Genomic DNA, 13,633 nt, shown 5'->3' on the forward strand with positions numbered 1-13,633 from the left:
GTCGTCGTGGACGGGTGGTTACGCTGACCACCGTGAGTGACACGATCAAGGTGGCCGTGATCGGTGCGGCAGGACGCATGGGCGGCCAGGTGTGCCGGGCGGTCACCGACGCGCCCGACCTGGAGCTGGTGGGGCGGTTCGACCAGGGCGACGACCTCGGCGACCTCGGCGGTGCCGGTGTCGTCGTGGAGTTCTCGGTCCCGTCCGCTTCCCCGGCGAACGTGGCGCACTGCGTCGACCGCGGCGTGCACGTCGTCGTGGGCACGACGGGATGGGACGAGGGGCGCCTCGCGACGGTGCGCGACCAGCTCGCCCAGCACCCGTCAGTGGGCGTGCTCATCGCCCCGAACTTCGCGATCGGCGCCATCTTGATGATGCGCTTCGCCCAGCAGGCCGCGCGTTTCTACGAGTCGGTCGAGGTCATCGAGCTGCACCACCCCGACAAGGTCGATGCGCCGTCGGGCACCGCAGCCCGCACGGCCGGCCTCATCGCCGCGGCCCGCGCCGACGCCGGCCTCGGTGCAGTCCCGGACGCCACCACCCAGGACCCCGACGGGGCACGCGGAGGGCGGGTCGACGGCATACCGGTGCACTCGATCCGACTGCGCGGGCTGGTCGCCCACCAGGAGGTGCTGCTCGGTGCTGAGGGCGAGCTGCTGACCCTGCGCCACGACTCGTTCGACCGGACCTCCTTCATGCCCGGTGTCCTCGCGGGGGTGCGGGAGGTCGGCGCCCACCCCGGGCTGACCGTCGGGCTGGAGCACTACCTCGGCCTGGACGCCTGAGTGCGCGAGAAGGTCACCGCTGTCGTCCTGCTCGTGGTGCTGGGCTTCTACTCCGCGACGATCGGCTGGCGAGGGGTCGAGCTGGTCCGGGACGGGCGTCCGGTCGCTGTGCTGTTCGGCGTCGCGGTGATCCTCATCCCCGTGGTCGCCCTGCTGGCGATGGTGCCGCTGGTCAGGCTCGCCCGCGACGGATCGCGGATGATGACCCAAGCCCGGGAGTCCGGCGCGCACGGCGCGTGGGCTGACGAGCTCCACCAGGCCGAGGCCTGCCGGGTCGCCCGGGATCGCAAGGGCGAGCAGGCGCACTACCGCGCCGCCGTCAGGGCCTGGCGGACCTCGCGTCCCTGACGCACCCGGCATACCGTGGTGGCATGCACCGTTCGCGCATCGGCATCGTCCTCATCGACCACCCGGGCGAGCACTACGACGCGGGCCTCGCCTTCTGGGCCGGTGCCCAGGGTGTGCGTCCGGTCGAGGACGGTCCCTATGCCAGCGTCGGCGAGATCGGGTCGCTGAACCTCGAGGTCCAGCGATTGGAGGACGGACCGCCGCGCGTCCACCTGGACATCGAGACGGACAACGTCCGCGCCGAGGTCGCGCGACTGACGGCGTTGGGCGCGACCACCGTGGACGACCGGGAACGCTACGTGATCATGGCCGATCCGGGTGGGGTGATCTTCTGTGTGGTCGGGATCCAGACCGGCGACCGGTTCCTCGAGGATGCGCGGGAGTGGCCCTGACCGCTGCGGTCAGGGCAGACCGAGCAGCCTCAGCCCAGCCGCGACCGCGGCGGCCAGCACCACCACGACGATGAAGGGCGCCCGCAGCAGCAGCGCCAGCATGGCGACACCGACGGCGGCAGCGCGGGAGTCGAGGGTGATCGCGCCCGAGCTCGAGGTCAACGTCTGCACGCCGACGAGGGCGGCCAACAAGGCGATGGGCAACGCCGAGGTGATCCGTGTCGTGCGTTCGCCCTCGAGCCACGACGTCGGCACGACGTAGCCGAGGTACTTGAGCAGGAAGGCCAGCCCGCACGCGATGAGCAGCGCGGTCCACGTGCTCATGGCGTGCCCCCCGGCCTCGCGGCCCCCGGCCTCGCGCCCCCCGGCCTGGCGGTCCCCGGCCCGGAGTTGCCAGTCCGCGGCGACACCTCGTCGGGCCACTGGTGCGGCGGCGGTGGGTCGTGGTGGGCGCGTCGCCACACGCCCGCCAGGAGTGCGGTGCAGGCGGCGACCAGGACGGGGACACCGGCGGGAGCATGCGGCGCGACGAGCACGGCGATCAGTGCGGCCAGCACTGCGATGGCGACGGCATCCCTCGACTTCAGCCGCGGCCACAGCAGGGCGCAGAAGGCTGCGGCCGCGGCGGCGTCGAGTCCATAGCGGCGGGGGTCGCCCATGGCATCGCCCACGAGCGAGCCGACCAGCGTCGTCGCGTTCCAGAGCACGAAGACCCCTGCGCCCGTCACCCAGAAGCCGAGTCGCGCGGCGACCGTCTCGGGCTGCGCGACACTGACCGCTGTCGACTCGTCGATCGTCAACTGGGCTGCGAAGACCTTCCGGAGTCCCCGGACGTCCAGCATCCGCGCGACCTGCAGCCCGTACAGGCCGTTGCGGACGCCGAGGAGCGTGGAGGTGGCGATGGCGGCGGGCCCCCCGGCCGCCCCGGCGGCCATGACCCCCACGAACGCGAACTGCGAACCCCCCGAGAACAGCAGCAGCGACAGCACCTGCGTCTGGAGGATCGACAGACCCGCAGCCACCGACAGGGCGCCGAAGCTGACGCCGTAGGTTCCTGTTGCCACCGCTACCGACAGGGCTTGGCGCACGACCTGGGAACGTCGCTCCGGGGTCAGGGTCGAGCTCACGGGCCCGGAGGTTCCGGCGTGATGTCGGCGACCAGGCGGACCTCGCGCGCGGTCCCACCGTCGGGAGAGACCACCCGGTCGCGGAACGCGCCGTCCGGGTTCAGCCCTGCATCGAGGAGGAACGCCCGAGTGGCTTCGTCGCCGGCCAGCACCCAGGTGTGCAACCGGTCGGCGCCGGCGCCGCGCAGGGTGTCGACGGCCGCGTTCAGCAGCCGTGACCCGTGGCCGACCCGACGCGCCTGCGGGTGGACCGCGAGCGCAGACAGCTCACCGGTGCCCGGGGACGCATCGGGGTCCTGGCTCGGGCCGATGGCCGCGAACCCCACGACCTGGTCGCCCGCACAGGCCGCGAGCAGCCGGTAGACCCCTGGGGGAGGCGCGGCAAGGGACTGGCGCCAGACGGCCGCGAAGGCTTGTGGCTCGAAGGTCTCCAGCACCTCCGCCGGCAGCACCGCGGCATACGCCTCGCGCCACACGGTGGCCTGGACGAGCCCGACGGCGGGGGTGTCGGTCTCGCGCGCCACCCTGACGCTGGCGTCGGCGAGTGGTCCGGGGGAGGAGGTGTGACCGACGTGGTCGTGCTGGTGAGCCATGGCCTGCATCCTGCCATCGGTGTTTCGAACCTCGTCAGGCGCGCTCGTACGTCACCCAGCTGAAGCCGTCGCGCCGCTCGCGCCGGACCTCGTGCCAGTGGCTCGCGTCGATGTCGGGAAAGCGCACATCACCCTGGGGCGACTGGTCCACCTCGGTGATCAGCAACCGGTGCGCCCACGGCATCGCCTCGGTGTAGACCTGCCCACCGCCGCAGACGAACACCTCGGCCGCGGGACCGGCCAGCGACAACGCCTCGCTGAGCGAGTGGGCCGTCTCCACGTCGGGGTGGCTCCAGTCGGGCTGGCGGGTCACGACGATGGTCCGGCGACCCGGCAGCACCCGGCCGATCGAGTCGAAGGTCTTGCGTCCCATGACCATCGGATGGCCCATGGTCGTCCGCTTGAAGTAGGCGAAGTCCTCGGGCAGGTGCCACGGCATGTCGTTGTCGGCCCCGATGACGCCGTTGCGGCCGACCGCGGCAATGAGCGTCACGTTGGTCATGGGCACAGGGTAGCGACCACGCGGAGGTCACCGCCGGGCCCGCACGGTCCGCGGCCTGACTCAGACCGCGATGGGCGCCTTGATCGAGGGGTGCGCCTGGTAGCCGACCAGCTCGAAGTCGCCGAGGTCGAACTGGTCGATCTCCTTGCCGGACGCGATCTTCATCTGCGGCAGGGGGAGGGGCTCTCGGGTCAGCTGGAGGGTGGCCTGTTCGACGTGGTTGGAGTACAGGTGGGCGTCGCCGAGGGTGTGCACGAAGTCACCGGGCTCGAGGTCGCAGACCTGCGCCACCATCATGGTGAGCAGCGCGTAGGAGGCGATGTTGAACGGGACGCCGAGGAAGATGTCGGCCGAACGCTGGTAGAGCTGGCAGGAGAGCTTGGGCCGGTGCCCGTCCACCGCGGGGGACACGTAGAACTGGAACATCGTGTGGCACGGCGGGAGCGCCATCGAGTCGACGTCCGCGACGTTCCAGGCCGACACGATGTGCCGACGGCTGTCAGGGTTGGTGCGGATCGACTCGATGACCTTGGCGATCTGGTCGACGTGGCCGCCGTCTGGGGTCGGCCAGGACCGCCACTGGTAGCCGTAGACCGGCCCCAGGTCGCCGTTCTCGTCCGCCCACTCGTCCCAGATGGTGATGCCGCGTTCCTGGAGCCACCGCACGTTGGAGTCGCCGCGCAGGAACCAGAGCAGCTCGCCGATGATCGACTTGAGGTGGAGCTTCTTGGTCGTGAGCACCGGGAAGCCCTCGGACAGGTCGAACCGCATCTGGTAGCCGAACACGGAGCGGGTGCCGGTGCCGGTGCGGTCGGACTTGTCCGTCCCGGTCGTCATGACGTGGTCGAGGAGGTCGAGATACTGCTGCACGGACGCAGCGTAACGCCGGGCGGCGACAGGGCACCGAAGCAGACCAAAACCGCAGCGTATGCCGCGTGGCCGGCACCGCGGCATACCTCGGTGTCGCGTCGATGCCGCCAGCTCGGCGTCACCTTCCCGCCAAATTGCGTCCCGGTCGGTGTCCGCCGCGCGGGGCGTGCTCTGCGGGGCGATAGCCTGCAGGCATGAGCACCTCGTCCCCGTTCGGCCGCGTCCTGACCGCCATGGTCAGCCCGATGAAGCCCGACGGAAGCCTCGACCTCGAGGGCGCCCGCCGACTGGTCGCCCACCTGCTCGACAGCGGCCACGACGGCATCGTCGTCAACGGCACCACCGGTGAGTCCGCCACCCTGAGCGACGACGAGTCCATCGAGATGGTGCGCCTCGTCGCCGAGGCCGTCGACGGTCGCGCGGCGGTCGTCGCCGGGGTCGGCTCCAACGCCACCGCACACAGCGTCGAGATGGCCGGTCGTGCGGCGGAGGCCGGCGCCACCGGGCTCCTGCTCGTCTCGCCCTACTACAACAAGCCGACCCAGCGCGGGCTCGTCGCGCACTGCCACGCGGTGGCCGACGTGACCGACCTGCCGGTCATGCTCTACGACATCCCGGGCCGCACCGGCATCCCGTTCGACACCGCCACGCTCCTCGAGCTCGCCGCCCACGACCGGGTCGTCGCGGTCAAGGACGCCAAGGGCGACGGGTGGGCCTCGACCAAGGTCATGGCCGCGACCGACCTGCTCTACTTCTCCGGCGACGACGCCGCGAACCTGCCCTGGCTCGCCCTCGGTGCCATAGGGGTGGTCAGCGTCGTCGGCCACGTCGCAGGCAAGGACTATGCCGCGATGGTCGCAGCCGTCGACGGCGGCGACCTCGACGGCGCCCGAGACATCCACCGACGGCTGGTCCCCGCCGTCGACGCCATCATGAGCACCTCCCAGGGTGCGATCATGGCCAAGGCCGCGCTCGTCGAGCTCGGCGTCATCGACCACGCGACGGTGCGCTTGCCGCTCGTCGAGTCACCACCGGAGCACCTGGACATCCTGCGCGCCGGTCTCAAGGAGTCTGGCCTGCTGTGAGTCATCCCCACCCCGAGCTGAACCTGCCCCGGCCGCTCGCGAAGAACGGCGTGCGCATCATCGCGCTCGGCGGTCTCGGCGAGGTCGGCCGCAACATGGCGGTCATCGAGCACGACGGCCAGCTGCTCGTCATCGACTGCGGCGTGTTGTTCCCTGAGGACCACCACCCCGGCGTCGACCTGATCCTCCCCGACTTCGAGTACCTCGAGGACCGGCTCGACGACATCCAGGCGATCGTGCTGACCCATGGCCACGAGGACCACATCGGCGCGGTGCCCTACCTGCTCAAGCTGAAGCGCGACATCCCGATCGTGGGTTCGATGCTGACACTGGCGCTCATCGAGGCCAAGCTCAAGGAACACCGGATCACGCCGTACACCCTCGGGGTCAAGGAGGGGATGCGCGAGAAGCTCGGCGTCTTCGACTGCGAGTTCGTGGCGGTCAACCACTCGATCCCCGACGCGCTCGCGGTGTTCGTCCGGACACCCGGCGGCACGATCCTGCACACCGGTGACTTCAAGATGGACCAGCTGCCGCTCGACAACCGGCTCACCGACCTGCGCGCGTTCGCGCGGCTGGGGGAGGAGGGCGTCGACCTGTTCATGACGGACTCGACCAACGCCGAGGTCCCCGGCTTCACGACGCCGGAGAAGGACATCGCGCCGGCCATCGACAAGGTCTTCCGCGACGCGGAGCGCCGGATCATCGTCGCCTGCTTCTCCTCGCACGTGCACCGGGTCCAGCAGGTGCTCAACGCCGCCGAGTCGGCCGGGCGCAAGGTCGCCATGGTGGGCCGGTCGATGGTGCGCAACATGGGGATCGCCGCCGAGCTGGGGTACCTCCACGTGCCCGACGGCGTGCTCGTCGACGTCAAGAAGCTCGACAACTTCCCCGACGACAAGGTCGTCCTGATCTGCACGGGGTCGCAGGGCGAGCCGATGGCGGCCCTGTCGCGGATGGCCAACCGTGACCACCGCATCGACGTGGGAGAGGGCGACACGGTCCTGATGGCCTCGTCGCTCATCCCCGGCAACGAGAACGCCGTCTACCGCATCATCAACGGCCTCATGCGGCTCGGTGTCAACGTCGTGCACAAGGGCAACGCCAAGGTGCACGTCTCCGGCCACGCCAGCGCCGGTGAGCTGCTCTACTGCTACAACATCGTCAAGCCCCGCAACGTGATGCCGGTGCACGGCGAGTGGCGACACCTCGTCGCCAACGCCGAGCTGGCGGTCCAGACCGGTGTGCCGCGCGAACAGGTCGTGCTGGCCGAGGACGGCGTGGTCGTCGACCTCGTCGACGGCGTCGCGCGCATCGTCGGGGCGGTCCCGTGCGGCTACGTCTACGTCGACGGGTCCTCGGTGGGTGAGTTCGACGAGGCGCTGCTCAAGGACCGCCGGATCCTGCGTGACGAGGGGTTCATCTCGGTCATCGTCGTGATCGACTCCGCCACGGGCAAGATCGCCGCGGGGCCGGAGATCCAGGCCCGGGGTTTCGCCGAGGACGACGAGATCTTCAGCCAGGTGCGGCCCAAGATCGAACAGGCGCTCGCCGAGGCCACCGGCAACGGCGTCACCGACTCCCACCAGCTCGAGCAGGTCATGCGCCGGGCGATCGGTGGCTGGGTCGGCGGCAAGATCCGCCGGCGCCCGATGATCATCCCGGTCGTCATCCAGGCCTAGCCTGCGCCTGCTCCACCCGAGAAGGGCGCGCTTCACCCGAGAACCGTTTCCGGGTGAAGCGCACCTTTATCGGGTCACCCGATAAAGGTGCGGCAGGTGGGGCTCGGGTATGCCGCGGGGGCGGCTACCAGGGGCGCGCGAGGTCGAGCGCGCGCGGGTCGCCGACCGGCAACCACCCCTGCGGTCCGTTGACGTAGTCGGCGCGGGGTCCGTGCTCGGCGAGCTCGGCCACGGCTGACAGCAACCGCTCGACGTGCTCAGCGGTCGTGGCCAGCCCGACACTGGCGCGGACGGCGGTCGTGGACCCGACGGCGTGGGGGTCGTCGAGCAGGGCGTCGACGCACAGGTGCGCACAGAACTTGCCGTCCCGGACCCCGATGCCGTGCTCGGCCGACAGGGCCGCGGACACCAGTGACGAGTCGACCCCGTCGATGGTGAAGGTCGCCACGGCAACGCGCTCGTGGTCCGGGCTGAAGAGGGAGTAGGTCTGCACGCCGTCGATGGCGGCCAGACCGTCGAGCAGACGCTGGCCCAGCGTGCGCTCGTGCTCCTCCACCGCGTCCGCGTGCGCCCGCAGGGCATGGCACGCGGCAGCGAGGGCGATCGCGCCGATGACGTTGGGACTGCCGCCCTCGTGGCGTGCGGCCCCCTTCTGCCACACGACTGCGCGCTCGGTCACGGACTTGGTGGCGCCGCCGCCGGCGAGGTAGGGCGCCGCAGCGTCCAGCCAGTCCGCCCGGCCTGCCAGGACTCCCGTGCCGAACGGTGCGTACAGCTTGTGGCCGGACAGCACGGCGTAGTCGACACCGAGGTCGTCCAGGTCCACGCGGCGGTGGGGGGCGTACTGCGCGGCGTCGAGGACCACCCTCGCGCCCGCCTGGCGGGCGATCGCCGCCAGCTCGCGGACCGGCCAGATCTCTCCCGTGACGTTGGAGGCGCCGGCGAGCACGACCAACCGGTGGCGGCCGGGGTGGTCGCGAAGCGCAGTCCGCAGGAGCGCCCTCGCGTCGCTGATGCTGCCGGGGACCGGAAGCCGGTGGGTGCGCTGGTGGGGCCACGGCAGAAGCGCGGCGTGGTGCTCGGACTCGAAGACGAAGACCTGCGTGTGGCGCGGCAGACATCGCGCCAGGAGATTGAACGAGTCGGTGCTGTTGCGGGTGAAGACGACCTCGTCGCCCTCGCGTGCCCCGACGAACGACCGCACCTCGGCCCGCGCCTGCTCGTACCAGGACGAGGTCACCCGGGAGGCCCAGCCATTGCCGCGGTGGACCGAGGAGTAGGTGCGCACCGCCGTGTCGACGGCCTTCTTGACGCTGACCAGCGCCGGCGTGGACGCCGCGTGGTCGAAGTTGGCGTAGTCCACGGCCCCGTCCAGCGTCGGCACGAGCAGCGACTCCGACACGACCGCGGGCAGCGGGCCGACCTCGCCCAGTGACCGGGCATCGGGAACAGGGCGGAGGTGGCTCTGGGTGCGGGCGTGCGCGAGGGGGGCGCTGCGACGGAAGGCTGGTGGCGGGGTGCTCGCGATCGACATGGGTAGAGCTCCTGGTCCGGGTGGGACCCGAGAGCTCCCGAGTCCGCGCTTGCCGGCTGCGGGTGCAGTCGGCCCGGTCGTCACCCGGAGCACCCCACCGCGGAGGAGGGTTGCTGGTCAGCAAGCCGGGGCTGTGCGCTGACACTCATGACCTGTCGTCGAGGGTAGCGGCACGGGTCAAGCGGGATCCAGCACGTGGGCGTGGGTTCCCGCGATCTGAGATGGCGGAAGTCCGTGACCGCCAGGTGGCCGGAGGCAGGGCCGAGCGATCTGGCGGGGCGGGTCGGCATCGCCGTCCCCACGCGACCCTTCCCCCTGTGCGCGCCTGTGCCGACGACCACTGCTGGTCGTCGGCACAGGCCCCGCCAGACGCAAGGCCCAGCGTCCCACCGGGCGTGCGCCCTGGTAAGGGCTACCTGCCCTTCGTACCCGATCGGGGAGGGCAACTCGGCCGTTCGGGCCAGGGCGATCCGGACACATTGCCTGCGGGTGGAACGCGTGTGACGCGTGTGTCCCGTGTGACCTTCGCGTAGCCTGCGGAGCATGGCGACACGTCCGTCCACACCAGCACGATCAAATGCAGGGTCGCGCTCGTCGGGGAGCCGGGGCACCGCAACACGCCCCGCCAACCGCAAGAGCAGCACACCCCGCAAGTCCCCCGCGCGTGGCAAGGCCAGCGGTGGCGGACTGCCGCTGCCCCTGCGCGCGGTCCGCGGCACCTGGATGGGCATGGCACACGTGGCCGGCGGCGCGGTGCGCCGGGTCGGCACCAGCGCCCGTGAGCTCGAGCCCGAGCACCGACGTGACGGGCTCGGCTTCTTCCTCATCGGAGTGTCGATCCTCGTCGCCGCCCGGGAGTGGTGGGCCTTCGAGGGCGCCCTCGGCGACGTCGTGCACGCCGTCGTCGCAGGCACCTTCGGACGCGTCGCCTATGCCGTGCCGCTCGCCCTGCTCTTCCTGGGCATCCGCTTCCTGCGCGCGCCGCAAGAGGACTCGGCCAACTCCCGCCTCGGTGTCGGCCTGGGCGCCCTCGCCTTCGCCGCCTCGGGGTTGGCCCACGTCGCCGCCGACATCCCCACCCCACCCCAGGGCGCCGACGGGATGCGTGACGGTGGCGGCATCATCGGGTTCCTGGCATCCAGCCCGCTCGAGGCCGCGGTGTCGGTCTACGGCACCGTGCCGATCCTGTTGATGCTGGGCTTCTTCGGCCTCCTGGTGATGACCGCGACGCCCGTGCACATGGTCCCCACCCGCCTCGCCGAGCTGCGCGACCACCTCCTCCACCGTGGGACGGTCGACGCCGGGAAGGACCCGCTCGCCGACGCGGTCGAGGACAAGCCCAGGCGTCGTCGCCGCGTGATCGACCCGGAGGGTCCGCTCGAGGGGGACGAGGCGTTCGAGCAGGCCGCTCTCGTGGCACCCGACGGTCGGCGGTTCCGCCCCGGCGAGAAGCGCCCCACCTCGCCCGGCGTTCTGGCCCCTTCGGCGACTGCCGAAACCACCTCGCCCGCCAAGGGCCCGGCCATCGAGGTCAAGGCCGCCCTTGAGGCGCCCCCGACGACCCCGCTGCCACAGCGAGTCGAGCAGCTCGCGCTCGCCGGCGACATCACCTACACGTTGCCCGACAACGCCATCCTTGAGCCGGGTTCCCCGCACAAGACCCGCAGTGCCGCGAACGACCGCGTGGTCGAGTCGCTGAGCCAGGTGCTCGAGCAGTTCGACATCGATGCCCAGGTCACCGGCTTCAGCCGTGGACCGACGGTCACCCGCTACGAGGTCGAGCTCGGCCGTGGCACCAAGGTCGAGCGCGTCACCGCGCTCTCCAAGAACATCGCGTATGCCGTGGCCTCGGCCGACGTCCGCATCCTGTCGCCGATCCCGGGCAAGTCCGCGATCGGCATCGAGATCCCCAACGCCGACCGCGAGAAGGTCAGCCTCGGCGACGTGCTCCGCAGCCAGGCAGCGCGGGGCAACGAGCACCCGATGGTGATGGGCGTCGGCAAGGACGTCGAGGGCGGCTACGTCATCGCCAACCTCGCCAAGATGCCGCACCTGCTCGTCGCGGGCGCCACCGGCGCGGGCAAGTCCAGCTTCGTCAACTCGATGATCACCTCGATCCTCATGCGGGCCACGCCCGACGAGGTGCGCATGGTCCTGGTCGACCCCAAGCGGGTGGAGCTCACGGCATACGAGGGGATCCCGCACCTCATCACGCCGATCATCACGAACCCCAAGAAGGCCGCCGAGGCGCTTGCCTGGGTGGTGCGTGAGATGGACACGCGCTACGACGACCTCGCGCAGTTCGGTTTCAAGCACATCGACGACTTCAACAAGGCGGTCAAGGCGGGCAAGGTCAAGCCGCTGGCGGGCTCGGAGCGGGTCATCCACCCGTACCCGTACCTGCTGGTCATCGTCGACGAGCTCGCCGACCTGATGATGGTCGCGCCCCGGGACGTCGAGGAGTCGATAGTCCGGATCACGCAGCTGGCACGGGCCGCGGGCATCCACCTAGTGCTGGCGACCCAGCGCCCGTCCGTCGACGTCGTCACCGGCCTCATCAAGGCCAACGTGCCGTCGCGGATGGCGTTCGCGACCTCGTCGCTGGCAGACAGCCGGGTCGTGCTCGACCAGCCCGGTGCCGAGAAGCTGATCGGTCAGGGCGATGCGCTGTTCCTGCCGATGGGCTCCTCCAAGACGATGCGCGTCCAGGGTGCGTGGGTCACCGAGTCCGAGATCCAGCAGGTCGTCAAGCACGTGACCGGCCAGCTCAAGCCCAGCTACCGCGACGACGTCACGGTGGTGGCGGCCAAGAAGCAGGTGGACGACGACATCGGCGACGACCTCGAGCTGCTGCTCCAGGCCACCGAGCTCGTCGTGACGACCCAGTTCGGCTCGACGTCGATGCTCCAGCGCAAGCTGCGCGTCGGGTTCGCCAAGGCAGGTCGGCTCATGGACCTGCTCGAGTCCCGCGGGGTGGTGGGTCCGTCCGAGGGTTCCAAGGCGCGCGACGTGCTGATCAAGCTCGACGACCTGCCCATGACCTTGGCGCTCATGCGTGGGGACGAGGTGCCCGAGATGGAGCCGGTGTTCGACGGACAGGCGGCGGATCCTGACGACACGGGTGTCGAGCGGACGGACGAGGTCGCCCTTGCGGGTTCCGGCTACACGCCCGGTTACGCGCCGGACTCACGCTACGACAACGACCCGGTGGCGAGAGGGCTCGCCGGTCGCGAGGAAGTCGAGGAGTCCCTCGACGCCTGGGAGCTCACCGGCAGGGACTGACCAGACCCGAGATGAAGGGCGCGGGATGAAATAGACCCGTGCCCTTCGTCGTTGCGCAGAGGTGACTGCCGCTCCCGAGACCCTGACTGACGCCACCGCCCCGACTCCGACAGCCCCGACTTCGATCGCCCCGACTTCGACCGCGACCCCCACGCGCACGCCGTCACCGCATGCCAGCACCGGTGTCCAGGCGGCCCCGACGGGCCGTTCGTACCTCCGCTTCGTCCTCGTGCTCGGCGCGTTGATCGCGATCGGTCCGCTGACCATCGACACCTACCTGCCGGCGCTGCCCTCGATCACCCGCGACCTCGCGGCGTCGGAGTCGGCCGTGCAGGGCACGCTGACCGGCATCCTGCTGGGCATGGGGCTCGGGCAGCTCCTCGTCGGGCCGCTCGCGGACGCCATCGGACGCCGCCGACCACTCATCGCCGGGCTGGCGTTGCACATCGCGGCCTCGGTGTTCTGTGCGTTCGCCCCGACCATCGAGCTGCTCACCGTCGGCCGGGCGATCCAGGGCCTGGGCAACGCGGCCGTGTCCGTGGTTGCCATGGCGATGGTGCGCGACCTCTTCGCGGGGTCGGCTGCCGCGACGATGCTGTCCCGCCTGATGCTCGTCATGGGTCTCGCGCCGGTGCTCGCCCCGACCTTGGGCGGCTTCATCCTCCGGCTCACCTCGTGGCGCGGGGTGTTCGTCATCCTCGCCGTGGCGGGTGTGCTCCTGGTGACACTGGCCAGTCTCGCCCTGCGCGAGACGCTTCCTGCGGAGCGACGCAGGCCGCTGGCCCTCCGCCCGGTGCTCAACACCTACGGCATGCTCCTGCGCGACCGCACCTTCGTCGGGCTCGTCCTCATCAGCGGCCTGATGTTCGCGACGCTGTTCTCCTACATCGGCGGCTCCTCGTTCGTGCTGCAGGACATCTACGGACTGAGCGTGACCCAGTTCGGGCTGGCCTTCGGCCTCAACTCGCTGGGCTTCCTCACCGGGTCGCAGGCGAACCCCTTCCTGCTCAAGCGGTTCCAGCCGCGCCAGCTGGTCCGGGCGGGCGTCTCGATCGGTGCGGTCGCCGCACTGGTGCTCCTGGCGTCGGCGATCACGGGTGTCGGTGGGCTGACCACGGTCCTCGTGCCGCTCTGGTTCCTCCTGTTCGCGTGCGGTCTCACCCTGCCGAACACCCCCGCACTGGCCCTGACCCGGCACGGTGAGGCCGCGGGGACCGCTGCTGCCCTGCTCGGCGCGTCGCAGTTCGTCATCGGTGGTGTGTCCGCCCCCCTCATCGGCGCGATGGGTTCGGGCTCAGCCGTCCCGATGGCGCTGGTCATGGCGGTCACTGCCTGCCTCGCGGCCGTGGTGGCCGCCCGGACGCTGCGCGTGAGGGTCGTCACGAACTGAAGCACGCCACCTGACGACTCGGCGCCCACCCTGGGGACTCGGA

13 protein-coding genes and 1 riboswitch are annotated in these 13,633 nt (G+C 70.8%); of the genes, 7 read left to right on the top strand and 6 right to left on the bottom strand.

Going from position 1 to position 13,633, the window contains the following annotated elements; translation table 11 throughout:
• Nucleotides 1–32 precede the first annotated feature (32 nt).
• Genes dapB through AC1DWP_RS00465 form a run of 3 tightly spaced genes read left to right on the top strand, consistent with a single transcriptional unit; the run spans nucleotide 33 to nucleotide 1,525 of the window.
• Nucleotides 33–785, top strand: a complete 753-nt coding sequence (dapB, locus tag AC1DWP_RS00455; protein ID WP_477612488.1) for a 4-hydroxy-tetrahydrodipicolinate reductase — start codon at nucleotides 33–35, stop codon at nucleotides 783–785.
• Nucleotides 786–1,133 (top strand): hypothetical protein, encoded by a 348-nt coding sequence (locus AC1DWP_RS00460; RefSeq protein ID WP_477612489.1) that lies wholly within the window; start codon nucleotides 786–788, stop codon nucleotides 1,131–1,133.
• Between the two features lie 23 nt (nucleotides 1,134–1,156).
• A complete protein-coding gene (locus AC1DWP_RS00465) occupies nucleotides 1,157–1,525 on the top strand; it encodes a VOC family protein (protein WP_477612490.1) in 369 nt (122 codons plus the stop codon).
• 9 nt (nucleotides 1,526–1,534) lie between these two features.
• Here the strand turns inward: AC1DWP_RS00465 and AC1DWP_RS00470 are convergent, their stop codons facing one another.
• Genes AC1DWP_RS00470 through AC1DWP_RS00490 form a run of 5 tightly spaced genes read right to left on the bottom strand, consistent with a single transcriptional unit; the run spans nucleotide 1,535 to nucleotide 4,617 of the window.
• Nucleotides 1,535–1,849, bottom strand: coding sequence for an AzlD domain-containing protein (locus tag AC1DWP_RS00470; RefSeq protein WP_477612491.1), 315 nt, complete (start codon nucleotides 1,847–1,849; stop codon nucleotides 1,535–1,537).
• Nucleotides 1,846–2,652 (bottom strand): AzlC family ABC transporter permease, encoded by an 807-nt coding sequence (locus AC1DWP_RS00475; RefSeq protein ID WP_477612492.1) that lies wholly within the window; start codon nucleotides 2,650–2,652, stop codon nucleotides 1,846–1,848. Before AC1DWP_RS00475 ends, AC1DWP_RS00470 begins: the two co-directional genes overlap by 4 nt.
• Nucleotides 2,649–3,245: an N-acetyltransferase family protein gene (locus AC1DWP_RS00480; RefSeq protein WP_477612493.1), complete on the bottom strand. Its 597-nt coding sequence runs from the start codon at nucleotides 3,243–3,245 to the stop codon at nucleotides 2,649–2,651. The genes AC1DWP_RS00475 and AC1DWP_RS00480 overlap by 4 nt, the downstream gene beginning before the upstream one ends.
• Nucleotides 3,246–3,279: 34 nt before the next feature.
• Complete coding sequence (locus AC1DWP_RS00485) at nucleotides 3,280–3,747, bottom strand: dihydrofolate reductase (RefSeq protein ID WP_477612494.1); 468 nt, start codon at nucleotides 3,745–3,747, stop codon at nucleotides 3,280–3,282.
• 60 nt (nucleotides 3,748–3,807) lie between these two features.
• Entirely contained in the window at nucleotides 3,808–4,617 is an 810-nt protein-coding gene (locus AC1DWP_RS00490; RefSeq protein WP_477612495.1) for a thymidylate synthase, read from the bottom strand.
• Between the two features lie 194 nt (nucleotides 4,618–4,811).
• Between AC1DWP_RS00490 and dapA the strand changes: the two genes are divergently transcribed.
• The gene (gene dapA, locus AC1DWP_RS00495; RefSeq protein WP_477612496.1) at nucleotides 4,812–5,702 is read left to right on the top strand and encodes a 4-hydroxy-tetrahydrodipicolinate synthase; all 891 of its coding nucleotides are present in this window, start codon (nucleotides 4,812–4,814) and stop codon (nucleotides 5,700–5,702) included.
• Nucleotides 5,699–7,384, top strand: a complete 1,686-nt coding sequence (locus AC1DWP_RS00500; protein WP_477612497.1) for a ribonuclease J — start codon at nucleotides 5,699–5,701, stop codon at nucleotides 7,382–7,384. Before dapA ends, AC1DWP_RS00500 begins: the two co-directional genes overlap by 4 nt.
• A 124-nt stretch (nucleotides 7,385–7,508) precedes the next feature.
• Here the strand turns inward: AC1DWP_RS00500 and AC1DWP_RS00505 are convergent, their stop codons facing one another.
• A complete protein-coding gene (locus tag AC1DWP_RS00505) occupies nucleotides 7,509–8,918 on the bottom strand; it encodes an aminotransferase class V-fold PLP-dependent enzyme (protein ID WP_477612498.1) in 1,410 nt (469 codons plus the stop codon).
• Between the two features lie 40 nt (nucleotides 8,919–8,958).
• Nucleotides 8,959–9,071, bottom strand: a riboswitch (SAM riboswitch).
• 390 nt (nucleotides 9,072–9,461) lie between these two features.
• Here AC1DWP_RS00505 and AC1DWP_RS00510 point away from each other — a divergent pair.
• Both AC1DWP_RS00510 and AC1DWP_RS00515 read left to right on the top strand, forming a co-directional pair.
• On the top strand, nucleotides 9,462–12,200 hold the full coding sequence (locus tag AC1DWP_RS00510; protein WP_477612499.1) for an FtsK/SpoIIIE family DNA translocase: 2,739 nt from the start codon (nucleotides 9,462–9,464) through the stop codon (nucleotides 12,198–12,200).
• A gap of 61 nt (nucleotides 12,201–12,261) precedes the next feature.
• Nucleotides 12,262–13,590: a multidrug effflux MFS transporter gene (locus tag AC1DWP_RS00515; protein ID WP_477612500.1), complete on the top strand. Its 1,329-nt coding sequence runs from the start codon at nucleotides 12,262–12,264 to the stop codon at nucleotides 13,588–13,590.
• Nucleotides 13,591–13,633: the final 43 nt, after the last annotated feature.

This window comes from Pedococcus sp. P2_F6, from assembly GCF_056403675.1.